General features: G+C 36.7%; 18 protein-coding genes. 4 read left to right on the forward strand and 14 right to left on the reverse strand.

Annotated features, from left to right (window positions below; genetic code table 11):
* Window positions 1-26 precede the first annotated feature (26 nt).
* The 3 genes from BR77_RS09520 to BR77_RS09530 form a co-directional block, all read right to left on the reverse strand.
* A complete protein-coding gene (locus BR77_RS09520; RefSeq protein ID WP_035064729.1) occupies window positions 27-644 on the reverse strand; it encodes a hypothetical protein in 618 nt (205 codons plus the stop codon).
* Window positions 645-850: 206 nt separating this feature from the next.
* Window positions 851-1,873, reverse strand: coding sequence for an adenosine deaminase (add, locus tag BR77_RS09525; RefSeq protein WP_010054854.1), 1,023 nt, complete (start codon window positions 1,871-1,873; stop codon window positions 851-853).
* Window positions 1,874-2,038: 165 nt separating this feature from the next.
* Entirely contained in the window at window positions 2,039-3,241 is a 1,203-nt protein-coding gene (locus BR77_RS09530) for a multidrug effflux MFS transporter (protein ID WP_015075352.1), read from the reverse strand.
* Between the two features lie 355 nt (window positions 3,242-3,596).
* Here BR77_RS09530 and BR77_RS09535 point away from each other — a divergent pair, with 355 nt between their 5' ends.
* Window positions 3,597-4,349 (forward strand): threonine/serine exporter family protein, encoded by a 753-nt coding sequence (locus tag BR77_RS09535; RefSeq protein WP_010054852.1) that lies wholly within the window; start codon window positions 3,597-3,599, stop codon window positions 4,347-4,349.
* Between the two features lie 153 nt (window positions 4,350-4,502).
* Window positions 4,503-4,955, forward strand: a complete 453-nt coding sequence (locus tag BR77_RS09540; protein ID WP_015075351.1) for a threonine/serine exporter family protein — start codon at window positions 4,503-4,505, stop codon at window positions 4,953-4,955.
* A gap of 44 nt (window positions 4,956-4,999) precedes the next feature.
* On the opposite strand, the gene BR77_RS09545 is transcribed toward BR77_RS09540, so the two are convergent.
* The 9 genes from BR77_RS09545 to BR77_RS09585 form a co-directional block, all read right to left on the reverse strand.
* Window positions 5,000-5,986 carry a dimethylarginine dimethylaminohydrolase family protein gene (locus BR77_RS09545; protein ID WP_015075350.1) on the reverse strand — a complete coding sequence of 329 codons (987 nt, stop codon included), beginning with the start codon at window positions 5,984-5,986 and terminating at the stop codon, window positions 5,000-5,002.
* A 162-nt stretch (window positions 5,987-6,148) separates the two neighbouring features.
* Window positions 6,149-13,015 (reverse strand): LPXTG cell wall anchor domain-containing protein, encoded by a 6,867-nt coding sequence (locus tag BR77_RS09550; RefSeq protein WP_035064733.1) that lies wholly within the window; start codon window positions 13,013-13,015, stop codon window positions 6,149-6,151.
* A gap of 159 nt (window positions 13,016-13,174) precedes the next feature.
* A complete protein-coding gene (locus BR77_RS09555) occupies window positions 13,175-14,197 on the reverse strand; it encodes a WxLIP family cell surface protein (protein WP_015075348.1) in 1,023 nt (340 codons plus the stop codon).
* Between the two features lie 30 nt (window positions 14,198-14,227).
* Window positions 14,228-14,992, reverse strand: a complete 765-nt coding sequence (locus BR77_RS09560) for a WxL domain-containing protein (RefSeq protein ID WP_015075347.1) — start codon at window positions 14,990-14,992, stop codon at window positions 14,228-14,230.
* A gap of 106 nt (window positions 14,993-15,098) precedes the next feature.
* Window positions 15,099-17,480: a WxL domain-containing protein gene (locus BR77_RS09565; protein ID WP_051926699.1), complete on the reverse strand. Its 2,382-nt coding sequence runs from the start codon at window positions 17,478-17,480 to the stop codon at window positions 15,099-15,101.
* Between the two features lie 389 nt (window positions 17,481-17,869).
* Entirely contained in the window at window positions 17,870-18,148 is a 279-nt protein-coding gene (locus BR77_RS09570) for a hypothetical protein (RefSeq protein WP_010054841.1), read from the reverse strand.
* Window positions 18,149-18,531: 383 nt separating this feature from the next.
* Entirely contained in the window at window positions 18,532-19,683 is a 1,152-nt protein-coding gene (locus tag BR77_RS09575) for a pyridoxal phosphate-dependent aminotransferase (RefSeq protein ID WP_015075342.1), read from the reverse strand.
* A gap of 101 nt (window positions 19,684-19,784) precedes the next feature.
* The gene (locus BR77_RS09580; protein ID WP_010054838.1) at window positions 19,785-21,257 is read right to left on the reverse strand and encodes an ABC transporter substrate-binding protein/permease; all 1,473 of its coding nucleotides are present in this window, start codon (window positions 21,255-21,257) and stop codon (window positions 19,785-19,787) included.
* Between the two features lie 245 nt (window positions 21,258-21,502).
* Entirely contained in the window at window positions 21,503-22,594 is a 1,092-nt protein-coding gene (locus BR77_RS09585) for an iron-containing alcohol dehydrogenase family protein (protein WP_015075339.1), read from the reverse strand.
* Window positions 22,595-22,777: 183 nt separating this feature from the next.
* Between BR77_RS09585 and BR77_RS09590 the strand changes: the two genes are divergently transcribed.
* A complete protein-coding gene (locus tag BR77_RS09590; RefSeq protein ID WP_015075338.1) occupies window positions 22,778-23,656 on the forward strand; it encodes an alpha/beta fold hydrolase in 879 nt (292 codons plus the stop codon).
* Between the two features lie 52 nt (window positions 23,657-23,708).
* On the opposite strand, the gene BR77_RS09595 is transcribed toward BR77_RS09590, so the two are convergent.
* Together BR77_RS09595 and BR77_RS09600 are read right to left on the reverse strand one after the other, a co-directional pair.
* Window positions 23,709-24,506, reverse strand: coding sequence for a DUF975 family protein (locus tag BR77_RS09595; RefSeq protein WP_010054833.1), 798 nt, complete (start codon window positions 24,504-24,506; stop codon window positions 23,709-23,711).
* 183 nt (window positions 24,507-24,689) lie between these two features.
* On the reverse strand, window positions 24,690-25,343 hold the full coding sequence (locus BR77_RS09600) for an HAD family hydrolase (protein WP_015075337.1): 654 nt from the start codon (window positions 25,341-25,343) through the stop codon (window positions 24,690-24,692).
* 215 nt (window positions 25,344-25,558) lie between these two features.
* On the opposite strand from BR77_RS09600, the gene BR77_RS09605 reads away from it, so the two are divergent.
* On the forward strand, window positions 25,559-26,665 hold the full coding sequence (locus tag BR77_RS09605; RefSeq protein ID WP_010054830.1) for an ABC transporter ATP-binding protein: 1,107 nt from the start codon (window positions 25,559-25,561) through the stop codon (window positions 26,663-26,665).
* Window positions 26,666-26,768: the final 103 nt, after the last annotated feature.

A 26,768-nucleotide genomic window follows, 5' to 3' on the forward strand; every position in this document is an offset into this window, starting at 1 on the left:
AGTATAACAAAGAAAAGACTTAGTGACTATGCTTCTTTAGTAATTTTATCTGTGAAAAAGTTTGCCAAACCAACCAATGCTAAATACAAGCCTATATAGCCAATAATTAATACAAATCCACCAGCTATTTCACTTCCAAATACCCATTGGTAACTATCATACCATTTCATTTCATACATACCTGAAGAGGCAGCTTCCATATCCATATTCATAACTGCTTGTTGTTGTAAAAAAGTTGCTACTATACCAACTAACACTAAGATGCTTGCTACCGCGCCAATAATGATAGTTACAAGTGACATTTTTTTGATTGTAGCTGCATTTTCAGTTGAATATAAAGGCTCTTGCTGATCTAATCGCGTAATAATTTCTTTTCCAAAGGTCGCAATCATAACTGCTAAAATAGAAAATAATAAACTACCTGGCACACCAATATAACTTGTAATTTGGTTAAAAATCCCACTAAACTGATCCCACATGCTAGGGGTGTACTCTCCACCTTCAGACATCACCATCGACTGAGTAGACATCATAAACTGTACAATAATATTTAGCAAAGAATAGATGCTTCCTACAATAAAAATACCTTGAACTGTTGTCAATCCTGTTTTTACTTTTCCCAAACTCGTGTAGTTACTTTCCATTAAAACTCCTCCTAATTTTATTCTATGTTACTAAAATATACTCCAATTTTAGCGTAACATTTAGTGTTCATTTAAACTAGATAAAGAGATATTTATTTTATAATCTTATTGATTTCCAACAACTTTCGTCACAAATTTGCCCCATTTAAGAAAAACCTTGCGTTAACAAAAAATAAAAAGACTAATTGCTTAGTCTTTTTACTTTGTTAACGCACTTCTTGATAAGCTGTTTTAACTGTTTGTAATAAAGCCTTTTTCGTTTGTTCATCAACAAAACTAGCCTTAATACCATTTTCTGTCAGCTCTTGCATACCAGCATATCCAATCTGATAAAGATTGTCTAACGTCATAAACTCTTTGGTTAAATTCGTGTCTGTAATCGTCCGATTATCAGTATTTAACGAAATTTTCAAACCAGCATCTTTGAATTTCAAATAAGGATAGTCACTCCATTCAGTGACTGTTTTAGTTTGCAAGTTACTATTAGGGCACATTTCAACAGTAATTCCATTTTCAATACAATAGGCTAGAATCTCTGGATCATCCTTTAAAGCAATCCCATGACCGATACGTGTTGCTCCCATATCAATAGACTCACGGACATTTCCAGCACAACCACACTCACCTGCATGTAAAGTAATTGGTAAATTGTACTCTAAAGCTACTTTTAGTAACGATTTGTAGTCCCCTGCAGGATACTTAGCTTCATCTCCTGCCAAATCAATACCCACAACACCTTGACCTAGATACTCTTTGGTTAACTCAATTATTTCATGATTTTTTTGATCATCATGATGACGCATCATACATAAAATTGCACGGCTTGTGACACCAAAATCTGCTTCGCCTTTTTTCAATCCATTCAAAGTTGCTTGAACGACTTGATCTGCAGATAATCCTTTATGCGTAGAAAGCATCGGTGCAAAACGAACTTCTATATAAGTGACATTTTCCTTTTTAACGTCACCAATTAAATCATAAGCAGCTTCTGTGATGGCTTCTTCAACTTGTAAACAATCTAAAACCGTATCAAATTTCCCAATATACTCTAACAAGCTTTGGCATTCATCCCCTGCTTGAACAAGTTTTCTTAATTCAGCTTCACTTTCAGGCAATGAATAATCTTGCGCCTCAGCAATTTTCCGAATAGTTTTGCGACTAACTGATCCATCTAAATGACAATGTAGTTCAACTTTTGGTAATTTTTCAACGACTTTTTGTTCCAACACATTCAACCCTTTCCTTGCAAATTATATTTTTATATTTATCTGATGATACAGGATTTACAGCTAAAAAGAAAGCGATTTGCCAAAGTAAACAAAAATAGACTACTTCAACGTAAAAATAGCAAGTTTTATCTAACTTTCATCAGATAAAACTTGCCAAAACTTAATTTATTCCTTCAATAAATAGATAAATCTCTTAGTTAAAATGAGCATGAATATGCCTATCCCAATAAAATAAAGCGGCATTGCCCATAATGTGCCATTATGCAAGACACTCATACCTAAAGTTATCAAACTAACCAATAAATAATAGTATAAGCTGAAAATCCCTCCTGCCGACCCAATTACATCTTGAAAATCAACTAAGGCTAAACTTAAACAATTTGGTAACGCTGTTCCAGTTCCAATCAGTGTTATAAATATTCCAATAAGATAACACGAAAATTGGATTACCCCTGGTATGAAATTAAAAAAACTAAGGGTTAATAGAATGACTGCTCCCACAAGCATAATTTGAATGCCTTTGAAAATAATTTTTTCTGGTTGCCAAATAGCCAACCAACGTTTCGATAGCATCGAACCAATAATTAAGGCTAATGCGATCACAATTCCTAAAAGACCATAGATAGCTGCCGACAAGTGGAAGTATTCCATAAAGATAAAAGGTGCCTCAGCGTAATAACTAAACAATACGCCATTAATAGCTCCAATTAAAAAACCATAGGTCAAGACTTTCTTATTTTTCAGGAACCGTTTAAAAATAGGCCTTAAGGCAACCGACGAACGACTGCTAGCGTCCAAAGTCTCAGCCAATCCAAAGTAAGCATAACCAAATACGCCAATACTCATAACGACTAAAACTAGAAAAACGGCTGAGAATCCCCAATACTGGTCGACAAATCCGCCAATTAATGGACCAATTGCTGGTGTAAATGCTAACGCGGCTGAAATTTGAGCAAATAGAGCATGACGCTGGTTTCCAGTAGTACTCTCACGCAGAATGGTTTGAGTCACGACTGAACCTGTACTAGCCCCAAAAGCTTGGACAAAACGAGCAAACAATAGAAATTCAATTGAATCTGCCCACAAACAAAGACAACTTCCAACTCCATAGAGCACTACACCATAAAGAATCGCTGGACGACGCCCAATATAATCCGAAATAAGCCCCCAAAAAAAGACTCCTAGAGCAAAGGCAAAAAAATAAATACTTAAAGTTAACTGAACGCTTCCCATTGTTGTCTGAAAAGCCAGTGCAATATCTGGTAGTGAAGGAGTAAAGATTGTCTCACTAATTTGCGGAAATCCAACCAACACGATTAATAATAATAAAGCGGGTGCTTTCACTTTCGTTTCGATGCTTTTTTTCAAAATACTTCCTCCTATATTAAAAGCTCTTAAGAGCTTTTATAAAACTAAATTAAAAGGTTGAAAAAAAACATCTTACGCCGGGAAGCGGCGGGAGCATAATTAAAATTAATTTATACGTATTCATCATCTCACTCACCTCTTCCATTTAGTATGTATAAATAAACTTTCTATTAGTATATCATTGTTTGACTTTATTCACTATTGTGCTTTCAATAAAATTTTCTAGTAGCCACCACAAAATAAAATTGACTTCATTTTTTATTGTTTAACCTATGTTGTTTTTAAACTAGCACAAAACTTTTTTTTGCGCTATTATTAGAAATAAAGAGATCACGTTAGGAGGACAACAAAGCCCATGACAAACAAAACAATTGATTTACTGTTAGATACCTGTCTACTAGCTGGAAAAATCATGATGGAAAGTGGTGCAGAAATGTACCGTGTTGAGGATACGATGAACCGTATTGCGGCTAATTTGAATGGGCATACAGGTATCAGTTTTGTAACTCCCACAGGTATTTTTATGGGATTAGAAGGCGAAACTGGTTTAAAAATGCAACAAATACCCAGTCGAACCATTAACTTGGAAAAAGTTTCTAAGGTCAACGACTTATCCCGTGATTTTGCTGCTAAAAAAATAGATTTAACTGAATTATCCATAAAATTAAAACATTTAGAAAAAGATACCAATTTTTTTCCAATTTGGCTTCAAACAATTTCTGCAGCTGTCGTTAGCGGAACTTTGATGATTCTTTTTGGCGGTTCTTGGCCTGATTTAGCAGCCACTTGTTTAATTGGTGCTATCGGTTTTCTAGTCTTTTTTTACAGTGCGGATTTCTTAAAAATTAAATTTTTAGCTGAATTTTTTGCATCCTTTATTATTGGGATTTTAGCCATATTTACAGTTAGGTTTGGCTTAGGAATCAACCTTGATACGATTATCATTGGGTGCGTAATGCCCTTAGTTCCTGGAGTTCCAATTACTAACGCTGTACGAGATCTATTAGCCGGTCATTTACTTTCAGGCATGGCTCGCGGAACAGAAGCTTTGATTACAGCTTGCATGATCGGTGTTGGGATTGCGGTTGTTTTTCAATTGTTTTACTGATAACGGCTTTCGACTCAACAAACTTTTTATTATGGCCAGTTCTTCGGAAAAAAGATAAATTCCCAAAAAAGTAAAAGACACTTTTATTGGAATTTCCTATTTTTCTGCCAGACCTAAGCGGCTCAACAAACTTTTTACTAAGGAGGTCATCGCTTGATTTTTACTTTAATTGTTCAATTTTCATTTAGTTTTTTAACGACAGCCGCTTTTGCCATTATTACCAATGTTCCAAAACGTTCATTAATTGCCTGTGGTCTAACTGGAATGCTGGGGTGGATGGTTTATTGGAGTGCTGATAGTTTCGGTAGTGGGGATGTTTTTGCAACTTTTTTAGGTGCTTTTACCGTGGCACTCGCTAGTTACTATTTTTCGAAACATAAAAGGTTACCCGTTACTATTTTTAACATTCCTGGGATTGTGCCGTTAGTTCCTGGTAGCTTGGCTTATCAATCCGTTCGAAATCTGGTGTTAGGTGATTATGTCGAGGCCGTTTCATTTGCTGTTCGAGCATTGATGATTGCTGGTGCTATTGCTGCAGGGCTTGTTTTGTCAGAAGTCTTCAATCATAACATTCGAAACTTCCGTGAGAAAAAAGAAAAATTTTAAAAAACTCGTCCATTCAAACAACCGGACGAGTTTTTTTAACCCTATTATTCATTATTATTTCTTAGTAACGCCTGCGTTGTGCAACGGAACGAACCACCAAATCTTCTTGAAACTTGATAATCCAGCGTTTCTACTTTAATCCCATAACTTTCTAACTCCTTAATGATTCGTGTGAAGGAACTATCTGTAATATAGACCGACTCATTAATTGGCAAACCGTTCGCCATCAATAAAGAAGCTTCTTTCAATGAAATCTTAATACTCAACCAGCTTTTTAATTCTTTAGGAATTCCATCTAAAAATGCTTCTTCACAACAAATCATTAAGCCCTCTTTAACCAAGCTTAATGCACAGTCCAAATGTAAGATATCTTTATGAAGCCTGACAGGAACGACTTTATAATCCCAATGAACTAAAACAGATTCTAACCACTTGATACCCACTATATTACTAGCCAAACCAGAATAACCAACAAAAATTGTTTTTCCATAGACAAGTATATCGCCACCCTCTAAAAACGGTCCTGCTTCACTTGTTTCTCCATCTGAAATATCTGGTTGTGGGGTAGCAAAATAAAGACTCTCTTTTGATTGTGATTCCGCAATTAATAAATTTCTCATCGCTAGTATTTCTAAACGACGATGAGGAAATCTTAAACATCCCTCTATAATCAAATTTCCTACTGTAAAAAAAGGATCACGTGAAAAGAAATTAGCATAACCATCGCCTGTTTGAATGCTTAACTCTTTTTCATAGTCTGTCAGCAATCTCGGACGCACTACTTCTATACCATAGGAAACCAATAACCGATTCATTTCATTCTTTTCTTGCTCCCACTGCTTTTGTAAATCTGGATACAACTCTGCTACATCACCAAAAACTTCTTTTCCATTTTCTTCAAGTTTGGGTAAATTTTCTGATAGAAAATTTGTTTCTGCATTTTCTTTTTCCTTAGGGATATAAAACTGCGACTGAGCTAATATAACACGTTTTAAAGGTGCAAATTCACTTTCAACATAATTTTTAATCATAGAAAAACTTCCCTTCTTTGGCAAATAAATCACCGATTATTAGGCGATATCTCTTTGATTCTCAACCTATCAAACTATCTTAAGGATACTCCTAATTTTAACACACCTTCAGCACAAAAAAAAACTCCCCTAACAAAAGGTCAGGAGAGTTTTCTATTTCTTTTATTTAGTCATTTTTCTATTCTTTTTACTGAATAAGAATAGTCCAGCAAGACCAATTGCTAGTACACCTAGTAAGCCAAACACTGAATTTTGTGTTTCCCCTGCTTGTGGGAATGTGTCTGATTTACTATACGTTTTGTTACCATAATTCGTAGTTGTTGCTCCGGTTCCACTGTTTCCTGTATTTCCTGTGTTGCCTGTGTTTCCACCATTTCCAGAGTTTCCGTTATTACCTCCATTTGAACCACCAGTTTTAGCTAGAACAGTTGTTGATACAGCTGAACTATCTTTTGTTTCAGTTCCATTTTTAGCTTGAACGGTTGCTGAAACTTTTTCGCCAACTTTCAACTGTGGTCCTGTAACTTTAACTTTATAACTTCCATCAACGGCAATCGGTGCTTCAATAACCGTTCCATTTGGTAAGGTTACATTGGCTACAAATGTTGTGCCTGCTGGAATTGGAGTATTAAACGTAACTTTACCAGTAATTGTTTGATCTCCTGCATGAACAGGATCAATTGTTGGTGGTGCTACAACATAACTATCCCATTCGCTAGTTGGGACTTTATCTGCTAAAACAATTGTAGTTGCAGTAGGTCCTGTTTTAAGATTTTCTGCATTTGTACCTTGAATCGTTGCAGTAATACTATCACCTTCAGTTAATGCATGAGCCGCTCTTAAAAGGGTCCAATCAATTTTGAAGGTTCCATCATCTGCTAAATCAACTGTTTCAGTTCGACCATCTGCAAAAGTAATTAATGCTTTAAAGGTCGTTCCATTTGGAATTGGAGTGTTTAATTGAACTTTACCTGTTACTTTAGTGTCGCTTACATAAACATCATCAATAGACGGTAAAGTAATTGCATAATTAGCCCAAGCTGGATCTATTTCTCCTGGTAAAATAGTTGATTCAACTGGTGTGCTTTCTTTCGTTTCATCACCACGATGAGCCACTACTACTGTCGAAATTGTATCCCCTTCTTTAAGAACTACATCACCTAAATCAACTGTAATTGTACCATCTTCTGCAACTGTTCCAGAAACTTGACTACCATCTGGTAAGGTTACAACAGCAGTAAAGGTTACTCCTGCTGGAATTGGTTGATTCAATGTTACTGATCCTGTAACTGTTTTATCCCCTGCATGAACAGGATTAATAGTTGGTTCTTTGACAACATAATTTTCCCAAGGATCGACTTCTCTAGGTTGAACTTGACCTGAAGCAGAAGGACCTTCTTTGACTCTGTTTTCATTTGTTGCTTCAATATATTCAGTAATCGTATCACCTGCTGTTAAGATATTTCCATCTAAATCAACTGTGATCGTACCGTCAGCTTCAATAGTTCCAGTTAATTTAGTTCCATTCGGTAACACTAATGTTGCTTTAAATGTTGTTCCGTCTGGAATTGGTTGAATTAATGTTACCTTACCAGTAATTTGCGTTGCTCCAACATAAATTGGATCAAGTACTGGCGTTGCAACAATATATTTATCCCAATCAGACTCGCCTGTTGGATCTAAAATTGTTGAATCAACTGGATTACTATCTTTTGTTTTCCCATCATTTTGTGCTTGTACAATTGTTGAAATGACATCGCCTGGTTCCAAAGTTGCACCATTTAAAGGAACTGTAATTGTTCCATCAGCTGCTACTGTTCCTGTCAACTTAGTTCCATCTGGTAATGTCACAATAGCGACAAAGGTAGTGCCATCAGGAATTGGTTGAGTTAAAGTAACTGTTCCAGTAACTGCAACATCATCTGCGTGAACAGGATTAATTGTTGGATCTGCTACAACGTAACTTTCCCAAGGATCAACAACTTTTGGTAACACTGTTGATGTCACTGTTGAGCTATCTTTCGTTTCTCCACCATGAGTTGCTTCGACTAACGTACTGATTGTATCGCCAGCAACTAATGTTTTTCCACCTAAATCAACTGAAATGGTGCCATCTGGATTCACTGGAGCGCTGACTGTGCTACCATCTGGTAATGTCACAATCGCTACAAATGTTGTTCCTGCTGGGATTGGTGTATTTAATACAACCGTTCCAGTTACAGTTGTATCCCCTTCGTAAACTGGGTTAACCGTTGGAGTTGCAACGATATAGTTGGTCCACTCTGTGTCTCCATCTGCTGGTAAGACAGTTGACGTAATTTGAGCACTGTCTTTTGTTTGTCCTGCATTTGCTGCTTCGACATACGTGACAACTGTATCACCTGCAACTAGCGTTTTACCACCTAAATCAACTGTGATACTGCCATCTGGATTCACTGGAGCTGTTAGTTTACTACCATCTGGTAAAGTCACAATTGCTGTAAAGGTTGTACCGGCTGGAATTGGTGTATTAAGTGTAACTGTGCCAGTAATTTCTGTCGCACCTGCGCGAATTGGATCAACTACTGGAGCTGCTACTACATAATTATCCCATTCTGGGTTGCCTTCTTTAGCCAAAACAGTCGTTGTAATTTGCGCACTGTCTTTTGTTTGTCCGCCATTTGTTGCTTCGATATACGTTTTCAAATCATCCCCGGCTACTAATGTCTTACCAGTAAGATCAATTGAAATGCTACCGTCTGGATTCACTGGCGCACTGACTTTAGAACCATCTGGTAAAATGGTATAAGCTGTAAAAGTTGTTCCTGCTGGAATTGGTTGTGCTAATGCTACTGTTCCCGTTAAAGCTACATCTCCTACATGAATTGGATTCACTGTTGGAGCTGTTACTACATAGTTGGTCCATTCTGGATTCGTATCTCTAGCTAAGACAGTTGTACCAACACTAGAACTTGTTTTAACATCTGTACCATTTTTAGCTTCTACAACTGTAGATAATTGATCCCCAGCTACTAATACATAGCCATTTAAATCAACTGTAATCACACCATCTGGTTGAACTGCAGCACTAACTTTTGTGCCATTTGGTAAGGTTACAATTGCTGAGAATGTTGTTCCAACTGGAATCGGTGTTGCTAAAGTCACTGTTCCTGTTACAGTAGTTGCATCATCGTAAACAGGTGCAATCACTGGATTCGCCACAACATAATTCGTCCACTCAGGATCAACAATTGGTCCTAATACCGTTGTTGTAATCGCATTACTATTTTTTGTTTCCCCGTTATTTGTTGCTTGAACAAGAGTGGATAGTGTATCTCCTACTTGTAATACATAACCATTCAATGGAACACTGATGTTGCCATCCCCATTAACTGGTGCGCTGACAACACTACCATCTGGTAACGTAACAAGCGCTTCAAAGGTTGTACCTACTGGAATCGGTGTTGCTAATGTTACTGTACCTGTAACTGTAGCATCGCCTACATGAACTGGATCAATCACTGGAGCTGCTACAACATAATTTTCCCACTCCGTATTTCCAGGTTCAGCCTGAACCACTGTTGTTACAGTTGGACTATTTTTAATTACACCATTATTCGTACCTTGAACTAACGTTGTAAATGAGTCCCCTTCTTGCAAGACATATCCACCTAAATTTGTTACTGAAATGGTTCCATCTGGTTGAACATCTGTTGTTGCTGTCGTGCCATTTGGCAAGGTTACAATCGCTACAAATGTGCTTCCTACTGGAATTGGCGTTGTTAACGTAACTTTTCCGTTAATCACTGTCGCACCATCATAGGTTGGATCAATCACTGGAGCCACAATTGCATAATTGGTCCATTCTGGATTAGTATCTCTAGCTAAAACAGTCGTTGTTACGGTTGGACTATTTTTCCCATCGACGCCATTTTTAGCTTGCAACACGGTTGTCAAAGTATCCCCGGCTACTAAAGTATAGCCACCTAAATCAACTGTAATGGCCCCATCTGGGTTGACTGGTGCTGTCACAACCGAACCATTTGGTAAGGTAACTGCTGCTGTAAAGGTTGTACCCACTGGAATTGGTGTATTTAACGTAACCATTCCAGTCACACTTGTTGCATCATCATAAACCGGTGTAATCACTGGAGTTGCCACCACATAATTGGTCCATTCTGGATCAACTGCTGCTGCGATAACCGTTGTCGTTACACTCTGACTAACTTTCCCATCTGTACCATTTTTAGCTTTAATGACCGTTGTTAATGTGTCACCTACTACTAAATTAGCACCACCTAAATCGACTGAAATCACACCATCTGGATTCACTGGTGCTGTCACAACAGTTCCACCAGGTAATGTAATCTCTGCTGTAAAGGTTGTACCTGCTGGAATCGGTGTATTTAACGTAACTGCTCCTGTCGCTGTTGTATCTCCAACACGAACTGGATTAATCGTTGGCGTTGCGACGACATAATTCGTCCATTCTGGATCAACAAGAACTGGTAAAACTGTTACGGATACCGCTGGACTATTTTTACCTTGGCTGCCATTTTTAGCTTGAACAATTACAGATAAGGTATCCCCTACAACTAATGGGTAACCATTTAAGTTAAGCGAAATAGCTCCATTTGGTGCAACAATACCACTAATTGTACTGCCGTCTGGCAACGTAACTTGCGCTGTAAAGGTTGTACCGGCTGGAATTGGTGTATTTAGGGTTACATTTCCAGTTAAAGAAGCATCATTTACACGCAATGGATCAAGAACCGGTGCTGCCACCACATAATTGTCCCACTCCGGATTGCTGACTGCTTGAACAGTTGCTGTAATGACTTGACTATCTCGTGTTTCACCATTTAGTGTACCTTGAACAATAACCGAAACTTGTTCACCGGCTGCTAATTGAACACCACCTAATGGCAATGAGAAACTACCATCCCCATTAACTGGAACACTAACCGTACTGCCATTCGGTAAAGTTGCAATAGCTTCAAATGTTGCACCTAATGGAATTGGTGTAGCTAATGTTACTGTTCCATCAATTGCTGTTGCTGTTGTAAAAATAGGTTGTAAGCTTGGCGCTGCGACTGTATAAGTGCCCCAAGTTACAGCTTTAACTGTTGTTGCAACATTAGTACTATCCTTTGTTTCGCCAGCATTCGTTGCTTGAATAATCGTATTCAACACATCATCTGCTGCTAAAACATAACCATTTAACGGCACTGTAATCACGCCATCAATTCCGACTGGCGCCGTTACTTGACTGCCATTTGGCAAGGTTACGATTGCTTCAAAAGTTGTACCCGCTGGGATTGGAGTGGCTAAACTAACCGTCCCTGTCACATTTGTATCACCAACTGTAACATCAGAAATAACTGGTGGAGTTACCACATAATTTTCCCATTCAGTATTAACTTCAGGTAAAACTGTACTTACTGTTGGAGTACTATCTTTAGTCGCTCCATTGTTTGTTGCTTGAATAATTGTAGAAAGAGTATCACCAGCTTGTAATACATAACCATTTAATGGCACTGTGATTACACCATCAACTCCGACAGGGGCATTCACTTTACTTCCATCTGGTAAAGTAACCACTGCTGTGAAAGTTGTACCGGCTGGAATCGGTGTATTTAATGTGACAGTTCCTGTTACATTTGTATCGCCAACATGAACTGGACTAATTGTTGGTTCTTTTACCACATAGGCATCCCATTCTGGGTTCGGAACCGCTAAAACCGTTGTTTCTGTTGATAGACTATCTTTCGGAACACCGCTATTCGTTCCTTGAATAATTGTAGAAAGAACATCATTGGCAGTTAATGTTTTGCCACTAACATCTATTGAAAAACTACCATCGACAGCATTAACAGGTGCTGTTACCGTTGAACCATCTGCTAACGTTACAATCGCTTCAAATGTTGAGCCCGGTGGAATCGGATTAGTTAAAGCAACAGTACCTGTAATCGCTGCATCTCCAACATAAACTTGATTCACTGAAGGGGCTGGAATCACATAATTATCCCAAATTGGATTCGCAAAAATTAACGTTGCATTGGCACCTTCACTATTGATTGCGCCTAATAAACTTGCATCAATAATTGGGTTCTTAACTGCTGCTGCATGAATCGTAGCTTGCGCTGCATCTGGTTTTGAAACAGCAAATTTCACATCATAACTAGTTCCTGCTAATAAATTAACACTTAAAAAATTAGTTAGAAGTCCACTGGAATCTTCCACAAGAGTATCCACTAAATTAAAAACAGGATTGAGCGCTAGTTTTAAAGCGGCCAACAAAGGATTTAAAGTGATACTAGCAGGGAATGGGAAACTTAATTGATTAACAGCATCGCGTAAAGGTTGGAATGTATCAACAAAAGCTTGTCTGACAAACAAACCTAAACCATCTGTAAAATCTACACTAATTGACTTCCCATCGGCAGAGACAACACCTGGTAAAGATGCTTGGTAAGAGCCTAAATCTTGGGCATTTCGAATGGCTCCAAACGCTGTTGTTAAAGAAGTTAAATCTACCCCTAGTGGAGTTGCAGCAGCCTTTAACGTATTAAGCGCTGTATCTACTGCTCCAATCAATACACTAACCGCTGGTAAATCCCCCGGTGTAATTGGAAGTAATTTGGCATCAATATCAATCGTTGCTCCACCAACTACTTTCCCTTCCAACTCAGGGGGTAAGCTAAACACGACAACTTTGGGATCTGCTAGGCCGACATTGGCTAAAGCTTGTCCTTCAAAAGTTAGATCAACATCATAGTTGCCGTCAAGATTAGGACTCAAAATAGTTCCATTACTAGTTGGCGTTCCAGTGTTAGACACTAACGTACTAGAACCTAAAATACTAACTTCAGCTAAACCTGCTGCGCTAGCTGTTTGATCTTGAAAGCCTAAGAATTGACCATTTTGAAAAATAGGTGCTGCTGGTGAAAATAATAAAACCGATGCGGCTGAAATGATAAATGCTTTTTTTAGCGTACCTCTGTTAAAAATAAATCTCTTCTTCTCTCCATCTCGACTTTGACTGCTCATAGTACGATTCCTCCTTAGTTAAACAAGTTTTAGGCACTCCTTTAGTGCTTTTTAGTAAAAAAAGATATAAAAAAATAAACGCTGACCTCTGCACAACATTTAAAAACACTAACCATTTTATTTTATTTATCCCTTAACTTTTCCTCAACTCCTCTCAATTTATGTTTTCTTACCGTTCTTACCTAACCAATAAGCTATTCCTCCTACAAAAATTACCGCAATACCACCGATTAAAATATACCAGCGCGAATCAAATGTCTTTGGTGGATCATCAATTGAGGATTTGTTTAGTTTTTCAGCTTCGGCAGACTCAATCACAAAAGTCTTTTTCATTTTCCAATCTCGATAACCGTCGTTAGCAACAACTTCTGCTTCATAAGTGCCCGGTTTAAGTTCCGTATCAACTACATCAATCGCGTAATTAAAATTAGAATTAGGTGCCATTCTCAAATCATCTTGTTTTTTTTCATATAAAATGGTTTTATTTCCCTGTTCATAGATCTTAGCATCGACTTTCAACTTTTTGACTAAGGCCGCATGTTGATTCTGAAGATTCAATGAAATAATGTTATGCCCTGTTTTCTGGTCTGCTTTAACTTCATTTAAAGCTAATTTTGGTTGAACAACGACATCTGTTTCTGTTAACAAAACGCCCACTGAATAAGCAAATCGATTTTCAATAGCTACTGCGCCTTCTTCTTTTTCTGTTTTTTCAGATTCTACCTCTTTTTCTTTAAAATAAAGTCCACCTAAAAGAACTCCATCATAGACTTCATCTGGCATCTTTAATTGAACATCTAATAACGTACTAGATTGTTTAGGCACAAGGGTTTCCATTGGAACATTGGCTATTTCAGCAAATGAAATCTTTAGGCTAGAATCTTTTTTCCCTGCTGATTTTGTATAATCGGCTAATCCGTTGTCATTAGTGACGGCTGTATTCGCTGTTGTTTCAACAATAATATCTTCTTCGGTATCATTTTTTAATTCTATTTGGATAACCTGTTCTTGCTTGGGTTCCATTTTCAAATCAAAATAGCTTTGTTTTTTATCACGTTGATTTTCAGGTAAAATAGCTTGAACTGAAAAATTCATTTCATTCGCAAATACATACCCTGCTCCGGAAAACAACAAACCTATCATAAATCCAATTATACCTATCCATTTTAATAGCCGTCCCATCAGCTTCCCCTCACTAACTCAAACTATTTTTTAAAGCGGCCCATCTTCTAAATTCCAAGTTAGGGAAGCTTTATATTGCACATTTTTAACTTTATCTGTTGTACCTGGTACACTTAAGCTAATTGATTGCCCGCCTGATACTGCATCTCCAAAAGCTGTTGTCCACGTTCCCATCCCTTTATCTTCAGCTGCGCTTACTACTAAAGAAGAAGAGGCTCCCAAAGGATCTATCGTGACAAGCGCTGAAGCTGTTGGTGCCAAAATAGGATTCATTGTCGAATTAGACGTTGCATTCGTTAATTTTAATTGCGCGTTGTCCAAAACATCTGGCGTTGTATTAGCTGTTTTAAATTGACCGTTTTGGGTAACTGTGACTTTCCAACCCACGTTTGAGCCACGTTTATCCGTCACTTGAAGATAATTCGGTACAGCTACAACTTGATCTGTTGTCACATCTTTCACCGAATCCATTGAAGCATAATACGTTGCATCTGTTACTTGAATCACTTTGTTTCCAAAATGAAAATTAGATACATAATCAATACTAAGTGGTCCTGCCGTACCTGGTTCATGCGGATCTGCTGGATCTAAAGGATCCACTGGTAACACAGGTTTAGTCGGATCTGTTGGGTTCACTGGATTAGTTGGATCTGTGTTTGTCGTAAATGTAACATCTGAAATAGAATTCATGGTACCTGCTGTTGCTGCGTCTACTACTGCTCCTCCTAGGCTAACTAAAACCAACGGTGCTAAAAGGCACAGCGTTCCAACTTTCATTACATCTCCCCTAGTCATAAAATCTCCTTCTCTCTTTTTTATTTATTTCCACCCTTGTTTAAGGAATTAGAAAACTATCCAACAACTACCTAACTTTTTTCAATTGATCCAACTGCTATTGCTCTCAAATTGGACCATCGCTCAATACCCAGTCTAACTTTCCCTGATAGCTTTCATTCACATTCAAATTAGGACTCGGAGTTAAATTAAGCCGAATCCCCTCATTTGCTTGCCAATTCACAGGGACATTATTATCATTTAAGGAAGTATAGCTAAAAATCTCTAAATTATCTTGGTTGACGGATTGATTTCCACCATTTTTACTATATATAAAAGCTCCAGTTAAAACTTTCCCACTTGCTGAAGTTAAAGCTTTAGCTTCTTTTACATAAACTCTCCATTGACTTTTAATCACGCGACCATCTGCTACGATGAGCGGATTTGGCACTGTTGTAGCATTATAAATTGTTTGCTTTGCCGGAACTTTTAAATTTTGAAACTCAATTGTTGCCGGTGCTTGAATAAAACGTAATGTGCCATTCCCTACTGGCAATGAACTTTGCGAACTTTGTTGTGGAATAGCAGTTCCACCACCATCCGTTCCATTAATAAAAGTTGAATTTAGTAACGATGTATTTAAAGCGCTCCCACTGATTGTAGCAACATATTGTAAAATCAGTGACTCACCTGATTGCTGCAAGTAACTCGCCGGTGCTCCTTGATAATTCCAAGCTTGGGTTGAAGGACTCGCGCCATCTGTTACCAATTGCGGTGCTCCCAAACTTGTAATCGTGCCAACACTATCTTTTTTAGACATCTCGGCACTTGTTAAATTACTAAGCCCTGCCGGAATCCAATTTCGAACACTAGATTGATTCCATTTTGCATTTGTATTCGTTAAAGTTGTCGTAATCGTGTATCGAATAGTTTGACCAGTAACAGCTGCCGTAGCAGTTTCCCACGTACCTTGGCTATTCATTTTTTCGATAACTTGCACAATTGTTAAACTTGGTTTCGTATACGCAACTGTTTGCGAAATTGCTGAACTTTCCACTAAAAGTAATCCCGTTCGATTACTGTATCCTTGAGTTTTGACTGTAACGCTATCTCCTCCTTGAAGCACTTGGCTTAAAGAAAAGTTAAAACTACCATTTCCAGGTAATGGACTACTTTGCGTTCGTGTTGGATCATTATTTATTTGAAGTTGCATTTTATAATTCCCACCGACTGCTTGAATCGCCGTTCCCACAACTTGATTCGCTCCAGCCGCTAAATTCGATAAAACTGGAGGACTAATTGGCCAACTGACTGTTGCGGTTGAACTGGTGCTTTGGTATAAATCTGTCCCAACTTTGGCAGTAGCAATCACAACAGCTGATACCGTATCCAAGTATTCTAGCGCGGCTGGGATCGCAGTGGTAAAAGTTCCATTTGCTGCAACAGCGACTCCATTAATTGCTACTGGTATCGCCGTCCCATCAACCCGACCAAAATTCAAATTAACTGTATAGACATAATTTGAATCTTGCGTTTGATTTACCGAGCCACTCACAGAGCTTTGATTATTTACCAACGAGCTGATAATTGGAGCCTGAATTGGCAAAATTGGACAAGTTCCTAAGGGCATTGTAGCTGAACTGATCACTCCACTTTTAAGTTGGTTACCAGGAAGTAAATTAATCCCTCCACCTAAATCAGTAAAATTACCTTTAACCGCGTAACTTGTCCCATTACTAGCTGGTGGAATAGAAATACCCTTTTTATAAAGAGCTACCGTATCAAATTTCACATCAGTAGCCCATTTACTGGCTATACCTAACGAAAGCGTATTTTTTTTAAACGTAAGAACTACTGCACTATTAGTAACATCGTAACTTAACGTAAATTCAGTTGTAGCAGCATGCAAGTCAATTGTAGTATTTGAAAGTACAGACGAGGGATAGGTTACAGTTCCAGTTAAACTTGCAAGAAAAGCGGCTTGCTTAGTTGGACTTGGGTTTAATTGACTTGCTAATTCTGCTGGCAGGCCTAGTATAATTAGTGGGTTATCATTAATTGTTAACCCCAAAACTGCCGTATAAGTAAAAGCAATATGCCCAACACCTTGTCCACAAGCACCTGTTTGGTAGTCTGCCGTCAAGACACTGTTACCTAAAACCACTGTTCTAGGAGCTATTTCCCCTGCTTGGCTTTCTGTTGCTAATTCTGATGTAACATCAACGTCTTCTGTGGAGATCACGCCCTCTTCCTCATTCGTTTCATGTGTGCGACTTACTTCTTCTTTGTTTTCTGTTGCAATTGGTATTGGAGATTCAGTGTTTTCTATTGCAGGTGGTAGACTTTCTTCATTTTCTGCAGATTCTGAGGTTAAAGAACATCCGTCTTTTCCTTTAGTTTCTAAAGGAACAACATCTTCGTTCATGGCAATAGTTAAATTAATTGGTAAATGAGCAACCATAGAGAATACTAAAAACAAAGCGACTATAAATCTTACCCCATTTTTCATTAGGTATTCTCCCTTCATTCAAATTAAAATAACCTGTTTTTGTTTCTGACACCACTATAGTACTCCATTATGATTTTAAAAGCTAATGTTAACCCTTGTTTTTTATTACAATAATAATACATTTAAAACCATTCATTGTAATATAAAAAAAAGACGATCTTGTTTACTATATTATAAACTGATTATTCTATAAACATTCCCTGACTATTTAATCACTTACTATTTATATAATTAAATATCTTTGATCATTACTTTTCATAAAAATTAAACAGAATTAAACAAGCGCTTCCACTCCGTTTAAATCGACTTTTTCACTTTTATACTTAATTTCAAAAAAAAAAAAAAAGCTATTACTTTTATAGTAATAGCCATCTCGTTGGTATGAAATTTTAATTTATATTATAATCACCAGGAGCAATACCATGTGGTTCATTTCCGGTTCTCAGCTCTAAAGCTTCTACAAATTCTTCAATATATGTGATTTCTATCACATTATCCAGTTTGTGAAATATCATTTTTTTTATTTCTATTTCAGTTAAACTTGATGGAAAAATAAATGTCCGATGAAACTCTTTTTTTTCAACTAATGAATTCGTTTTACTCACATTTGCAATAAAACCAATATGATAGATTAGACGATCACTCCAATACTTATCAATTGATGACATACACTCATCCCCCTTATTTCAGTCTGTCAATACTCTAACCTAGCTTTTTATAACCCAACACTAAATTTATCTAAGTATTAATTTTGGTTCATTCACCTAAAATATAACACACCTTTACTCAGACTGAAATAGACAATTCTATGATTTTTTCTTTTTTAATATCAACTTATTAGCAATTTTAAAAAAATGATTTTCTAGTCGTTATTTAATTCTCCCTCTTTAACAAAATTAAATCCACTCACTAGATAAAACTTAATCAAACAAAGCAATCTGTTTACTATCACTATATCAACATTTAACCTAGCAAAAATCAGCACATATCAAAACGGACTACTTTCTATTTTCACTATTCCACTCTCTTTTCTCTACTAATTCTCTATCATCTAGTTAAAACGTAGCTTTGCTAAGCGATCAAAAGCTTCCTTCAATACCATTAAATTCTGAGTAGCTGCTAGTCGCACATAGTCTTTGCCACTTTCTCCAAAAGCCAAACCAGGTATAACTAGCACACTAGTTTCTTTTAAAACGTACTGACTAAATTCCAGAGAATCCAAACCACTTTTTTGAATATTTATAAATGCGTACATACTTCCTTTCACGGGGTGAAGAGATAAATACTCAATTTCAGCAACTCTTTTTTCAATATATTCTAGGCGCTCTTTAAAAACTGTGCTCACCTTAGGAATTAACTCTTCGGCATGATTTAAGGCATAAATAGCTGCCCGTTGTGAAGGAGTCGGCGCTGAGTACGTAATCCCCTCATTAAGTAACTTAGCAGCATTATTTAAGTAACTAGGTGCGACCATATAGCCAATTCGCCAGCCTGTCATAGCAAAATTTTTCGATAAACTACCAAAAGTCACTGTATGATCAGGCGCATAAGTTGCCATAGGAACAAAGGGCGCATAAAAGCTAAATCCGTCATAGACTTCATCTGATAAAATAAAGAAATCATATTTTTTAGCTAGCTCAGCAATTTTCTTGAACGTCTCTGGCGAAAAAACAGCTCCTGTAGGATTATTAGGCGAATTTAAAATTAAGGCCTTGGTTCGGCTAGTAATAGCAGCTTCTAGCAATGTAACATCCAGCATAAAACCATCTTTTTCATACGTTGGAACCAAAACAGGAACTCCGCCAGAATGAATGACTTGATCTTTGTATGGAGAAAAATAAGGTTCATGAATAATCACTTCATCCCCTGGATCAAGAATTGTTTGCAGGGTCAAATACATACCATGTAAAGCCCCAACCGTTGCTCTAATTTGATTCTTAGCAAAGTCCAGTTGATAAAACCGTTGATAAAAATCTTGAATAGCCTCAATTAAATCAGAACTTCCGCCTGATTCGGTGTATTTAGTATGTCCCTTTTTCACATCTAAAAAAGCTTGTTGAATAATACGATCATCTGTAATCAAGTCCGGATCACCGATCGACAAATCAATTAAATTAGGTGTTGTTTTCGCCAATGTTCCAATATCTGCTAAAATATTATTAGGTATTACTTGATGTTTCTTCGCTAATTTTTTACTATCCAATTTCTCATCCTACTTTCTGTAAAGTGTTGACTAATGAACAACTAACAGCTCTGACCACAGAAATAAAAAATTCCTGAATCAGAGCTATTTCTATACATATTTTAGTCACTAGCTTGCATACGACGTTCCGCCACGCCTAATAATCTTGAAAGTGTAAATGTAAGTGCAAAATAGATCAATGACGTTATAATTAATGGTAAGAATGGCTTAAAGCTAGCGCCCTGAACGACTCCTGTTTGAAACATCAACTCTGTTACACCAATCACTGAAACAACAGATGATTCTTTAATAACTGTTACAAATTCATTTCCTAAAGCCGGCAAAATATTTTTAATTGCTTGAGGTAAAATAATAAATCGCATACTTTGTCCTTGGCTCATTCCAAGAGAACGAGCTGATTCCATCTGGCCTTTATTAACAGCCATAATACCCGCTCGGATAATCTCAGCTACATATGCTGCACTGTTTAATGACAAAGCAATACAACTAGAGACAAAAGCCGATAGCTCTAAACCAAATAACGCTGTCCCTCCAAAAAAGACAATAAACGTTTGTACAAGCAAAGGTGTTCCTCTAACATACTCGATATAAATAGCTGCAGGCCAACGAAGTAATTTAGTCTTAGCTAATTTCATTAATGACAATAACGAACCCAATACAGAGCCAAATATCACCCCAATTAGTGCCAGCAAGACAGTATACATTGTTCCTTTTGCAAAATAGCTTCCATATTGTTCAAAAAAACTCGCTTCATGAAACATCAATTCTGTAGCTTTTTTCTGATAGTCCGCTAAAAGACCTTTTGTTTTAATTTCATCAATTGATGCATTAATTTGAGCTTTAAAAGCTGGATTGTTTTTCTCGATTGCAACAGCCGTTTGCTTTGCCCCATCAGTAAACTTAACATCAGCATAGGCCATATCCTCATTTTGACTTAAGTAAGCATCAGCAACAGGACCTTCTAAAACCAATGCATCAACCTTTTTTTCTTGTAAATTTAAAATCAAATCAGGAACCTTTTGCAGAGACACGGGTTTTGATCCATACAACTCATTTTTAGCCAAAGCTTCTTGTGTTGTTTGTTTTTGAACACCGACTTTTACACCTTTAAAATCCGTTACTTTTTTATATTTATCAGCGTCACCTTTACGGACAACTACCTTTTGATTAACATCCATGTATGGATCCGAAAAATCAACTTGCTTTAACCGTTCTGGTGTAGGTGCAATTCCTGAGATAATCATATCTATTTTACCCGTTTGCAAAGCACCTAATAAACTATCAAAGTTCATTTCTGTAATGGCCAATTTAACGCCCATATCTTCAGCAATTTTGTTCGCTATATCAATATCAAAACCGACTATTGTATCCTCCCCATCAACTGTTTGATGAAATTCATAAGGTGGATAATCAGCCGAAAGACCCACTACTAAAAAACCTTTATCTTGAACTGCTTTTAATTTTGTATCTGTTGTTTCTGCTGAAACTTGAGTCACCGGAATCACTATCGAACAGAAAATAACTAACGCCAATAGACTGTTTAACTTCTTTTTTACCCAACTTTTTTTGACCATTAACTAAACCAACCTCTCTTCTTTTCATGCTTATCATTATTTATCCGTACCTTTTCTAATTGTTTTTTCTTTTAATTTTAACCATCATACATCAAAATGATTATTTATTCAACTTAAAGTTCTATTTTACTCATTAAAAGATGTTTTATACATTAAAACAGGTGTAAAAATGTATATTCACGTTTTTTTATTCTCATTTTAATTGAATAAAAAAAGCCCAACAACTCAAGCTGGGCTTTCTATCTTTATTTAGTTTTGCTATACTTTTCTAATTCAAAAAAAGCATTAAATACTTTTTCAGCCGTAATATCTCCTGGCAATAAATGAATATTTTCATTTTCCTGAGTAGCTGCTTCTGCTACTTTATAAAATATATCCTTTGAAATTTTAGAAAGTTTCATATCAGCTAAAGAAATCGGCAAACCTAATTCCTGATAAAAAGGGACTAATTCATCTATTTCAGTCCACTTATTCTCTATTGCTAATTGTACAAAAATACTATATGCCACTTTGTTTCCGTGCAACTGATTATGGGCTTCTGGAATAAGCGTTAGCGCATCATGAATTGAGTGAGCACCTGAAGTCCGTCCATATTCGTCACCAAAGCCACCAACCATTCCTGCCACTAAAATTGTCGTTTCAATAACTTTAACGAATGCCGTATTTATTTTTTTCTCATCCATGGCTTTCAGAGCATCTGTACTATAGCGCATTAAATTTTTCTGGCATAAATTAGCCGCAAAATAAGCAATTTCCACCTCAACAGGAGGGTCTTCTAGTTGTTCAATAATTACCTTTGCTTCATACCATTTGGCCAAAGTATCCCCAATTCCAGCTACCATATATCTTTTTGGCGAACCGATAATAATTGCGGGATCAACAAGAACTAAACTATTGCTTGTTGGAAAAATATCAAGCCCCACCATTTCACTTTGCTCATTGTACATCACACTTAGAGGTGTGTAAGCAGCGCAAGTTGAAGCCAAGGTTGGCAAAATAATTGCGGGTAATACTAGTTGCGCAGCAGTTGCCTTCACTACATCTGTAACTTTTCCACCGCCAACCGCAATAATACCATCTGCTCCAATTTCTGTTACTAATGCCATTAAACGATCTCGTTCTGCATATGTACATTCTTTATGATACACATCAAAACTAGCTTTCACATGTGTTAGTTTAGGAAATTTGGCTTGAGCTACTTGCCAAGATAATTCACCATGTACAATCAAAACATGAGTTAAACCTCTTTGAATCAACCTTTCTTCCAATTGATTCCAACAACCAACTTCGCAAATGTATTCCTGTGGTGCTCCCCGCACAATCAAGGTGTTTTGCATACTAACTCCCCCTTATTCTCACTCGTAGTCGCCTTAATTTGTATAAATAGCCAATATTTAAAGCAATTATACGTCATCAACGTCTAAATAGAAACCTTTTTTTACAAATGACAATCGAATAAGTAAATTACCTCTATCATCAAATTTTTTGTTATAATAGGCAGTAGAAACGGAGTGAGTGTGATGAAAAAGTGGGTTCCATTACTATGTTTAGTTTTTTTAGCCATTATCGGCTCTTTCTATCTAGCCCAATCAAAAAAAGAAAGCTCAATTGAGCAATCAAAAAAGGATTTAAAAAATCAAATTCCAATTATTTTATTACATGGCAGTGGCGGCGATGAATACTCTTTCTCGCCTTTTTCAGAGGAACTCATTCAAAAAGAAGATAGCTCTTCAGAGGTCTTACCGGTGACAATTAATGAAGACGGGCTCTTAGACTATCAAGGATCATTAAATTCAGATACAAATCGTCCCTTAATTTCACTAGGCTTCACAGAAAATAACGCACCGATTGAAGACTGGAGCGCTTGGTTAAAAATTTTAATGATTGATTTAAAAAAACACTATGGCTTTCAACAAGCAGATATTATCGGCTATTCAAATGGCGGTCTAGCAGCAACCTATTATGCAGAAACTATTGGTCACGATAGCAACGTGCCAACTTTACGCCGCTTAGTTTTAATCGGAGCACCTTTTAATGATTTGGATGAAGAAGAAAATGCTGGTAACGCTAATTTTGAAGAACTCGTAGGCCAATCACCTGAATTGGGAAACTATCTAGCTATTAAACAACATCTTTCAAAAGATTTAGCTGTTTTATCCATTGCTGGTGACGATGAAACTGAAACCTATACGGATGGAATTGTACCTTTACGAAGTGCGCTCTCATCACGTTTTATTTTCCCTGAATATGTCCATACATATTTTGAAAAAATAACAACAGAAGGGCCCAGTGACCATCTTAGCTTATTAAGTAATCAGCAGGTCATTGATTGGACGTATTGGTTCCTATTTGATTATAAACTTGCTAAAGAACGGGAAATTATATTTGCTAGTCAATAAAAAAGAGCTGTAGCAATCACGATAAATTGCTACAGCTCTTCTATTTAGTTGATTAATCGTTCGTCCATTCATTGGTTGTATCTTCTACATCTTCATATACTTTAGCGCCACTTAAATAACGATCCTGTGCTAAATCTTTATAAAAAGCTGCATACGTAGCTGACATATAAGGATTTAACCATAAATAACCGATACCTAATGTAAGCAAAGCTAAAATGTGCCACCCTATAAAACTTAATTGTAGTAGGAAATAGCGACCTTTATGGCCGTCCATTAACTGTCTACTTTCTGTAATATAATTCGTGTAACGCATTCCCTCATTACCACCATGTGAAGATAAATCTTTGTAAATAAAATACGATTGTGAATAGGCTAAAGCCTTAATAATACCTGGGATAACAAATAAAAGTGACCACAAGAAAGTGAAAATAGAACTTAAAATACTAATAACTAAAACTGTTAAAAAGTTTTTGCTTGTATAAACTTGAAATGCATCCTTAAAAGGTTGAATCTTTTTAGTCGGTTGACGTAACCAGTCTAAAAAAGTAAAAGAAATTCCGATAGTAATCAACGAAATAAATAGACCAAATATTCCGCCACCACCATAGCCACCTCCTGAATTCCCTTGATACCCATCTGTATAAGTGCTTGTTTGAGACATAAAATCAGTATCTCTAAAAAAGATAACTGCTAATGCAATTGCAGCAGCTGAAATAAAAGCAATAAAAACAAACAAAGCGATTTGTAAAAGTGTCGGTACCAAATTCAATAAAATACCATCGCCCCATCTGCCACGTAATAAATCTTTTGCTTCAGCTTTTAACTCGGCGCGTGTTTTCACTCGAGACATAAGAACATTCCTCCTTCATTTAATATAATAACAATTTAATTATACTTTATTGGGACTAACTGTGACAACTAATTACCATTGAGGTCCTTTTAAAACTGCCAATGAGTCCATCTTTCCACGATAATAATAGTCTAATTCAACTAGCTTTTTCTTACCTATCCTTGAAAAACTCATTACTTCCCTCTACTCTGTCAAATCAAGCAAGTCACGAAAATCATGAACAATAAAATCTGGCTTCTCTGTACATAAATCCGCTTCAGAAAAAGAACCCCACGTAACCCCGCAATTAGAGACACCTGCTCTTCGAGCCATCTGTAAATCATAACTTGCATCCCCAATCATTAACGTTTCTGATTTTAAATGTTGATATTTTTCAAGAATTTTGTAAATACCATCTGGATGCGGTTTATAATGTTCAACCTTGTCTGACCCATAATAATCTTTAAAGTAAGCGTCAATACCTAATTCTTCTAAATTCCTTTGTAAAACATCGGACTTCTTACTTGATAGTACATACATGACAACTGACCTTTCTTCTAATTTGCTTAACGTTTCTTCTACATACGGAAACAGCCTTAGATGATCTACTTCATTTTCTTTATAACGCTCCCTAAAAATATCAAGTAGCGATTCAAATTGATTCGCTGTTAATCTATCCGCGCCCATTAATTTAAATGATTTTTCAATAGGAATTCCCATTGCTTTTTTAATCTGATTTTTATTTGGAATAGGTAGGTTAACTTCTTTGAAAGCGCCTTGGGTTGCGACAATACTACATTCCTCAGAATCACCCAATGTTCCATCAAAATCAAATAAATAAATTCTTTTACTCAACATAAATCCCCCTAGCGTTTAATACTTAAACTTGTATTTTTCTTTCATTGTAGCACAGATACACTTGTTGAATCTTGAATTGAAAAGATTGATTTAGCAAACTAGGCAACTTGCACAAAAGAGGAGCTCAAATATTGTGCACCTAAACGTGGCAAAGAGGAATCGCTTTCATTTATACTAAGTATATCAAATAAATAGATTGGTTAGGTGAATCCATCATGGTAGAAATCGCTTTAAATCATATTCATAAAAAATACGACAACGCTGAAAGTTATTCAGTTACAGATTTTAATTTACAAATTAAAGATCGTGAATTCATTGTTTTCGTTGGTCCTTCTGGTTGCGGAAAATCAACAACATTACGGATGATTGCGGGTCTAGAAGATATTACTGAAGGTGAATTATTCATTGGAGACACGTTAATGAATGATGTCGCACCTAAAGATCGTGATATTGCGATGGTTTTCCAAAACTACGCTCTATATCCACATATGACTGTTTACGATAATATGGCTTTTGGTTTAAAATTACGTAAATACGATAAAGCTGAAATCAAAAAACGTGTTGAAGAAGCAGGCGAAATCCTAGGTTTAACAGAATATCTAAAACGTAAACCAGCAGCATTATCAGGTGGACAACGTCAACGTGTTGCCTTAGGTCGTGCCATTGTTCGGGATGCCAAAGTCTTCTTAATGGATGAACCACTTTCAAACTTAGATGCAAAATTACGTGTAGCTATGCGTGCTGAAATTGCTAAATTACACAGACGACTTGAAACAACTACTATTTACGTAACACATGACCAAACAGAAGCGATGACAATGGCTGATCGCATCGTCATCATGAAAGATGGTTTCGTTCAACAAATCGGTTCACCAAAAGAAGTGTACGATACACCAATTAACGTTTTTGTTGCTGGTTTTATCGGTTCACCAGCGATGAATTTCTTTAATGTTACTCTTAATGGGGATGTTATTTCAAATGGTTTAGGCTTAAAATTAACTATTCCTGAAGGCAAACGCAAAATGTTAGCTGAAAAAGGCTACGATGGTAAAAAATTAATCTTTGGTATTCGACCAGAAGACATTCACAGTGAGCAAATAGCTTTAGACTCTAATCCGAACAGTGTCGTTCATGCTGAAGTCGTTGTTTCTGAACTACTAGGTGCCGAAACAATGCTCTATACTCGTGTTGATGATACTGAGTTTATCTCTAAAGTTGATGCTCGTGATTTCCATCGTCCAGAAGAATTTGTTGACTTAGCTTTTGATTTGAATAAAGGTCACTTCTTTGATACTGAAACACAGCTCGTAATTAAAGCTTAAAAATAATAAAAAATGTCCCCTACTAATCTAGGGGACATTTTTTATTTTAAATAACTATGAATTCTCATTTTTCATTGCTTTTTTTCTACTTTGAGCATATAAT

Source organism: Carnobacterium maltaromaticum DSM 20342, from assembly GCF_000744945.1.
Taxonomy (GTDB): domain Bacteria; phylum Bacillota; class Bacilli; order Lactobacillales; family Carnobacteriaceae; genus Carnobacterium; species Carnobacterium maltaromaticum.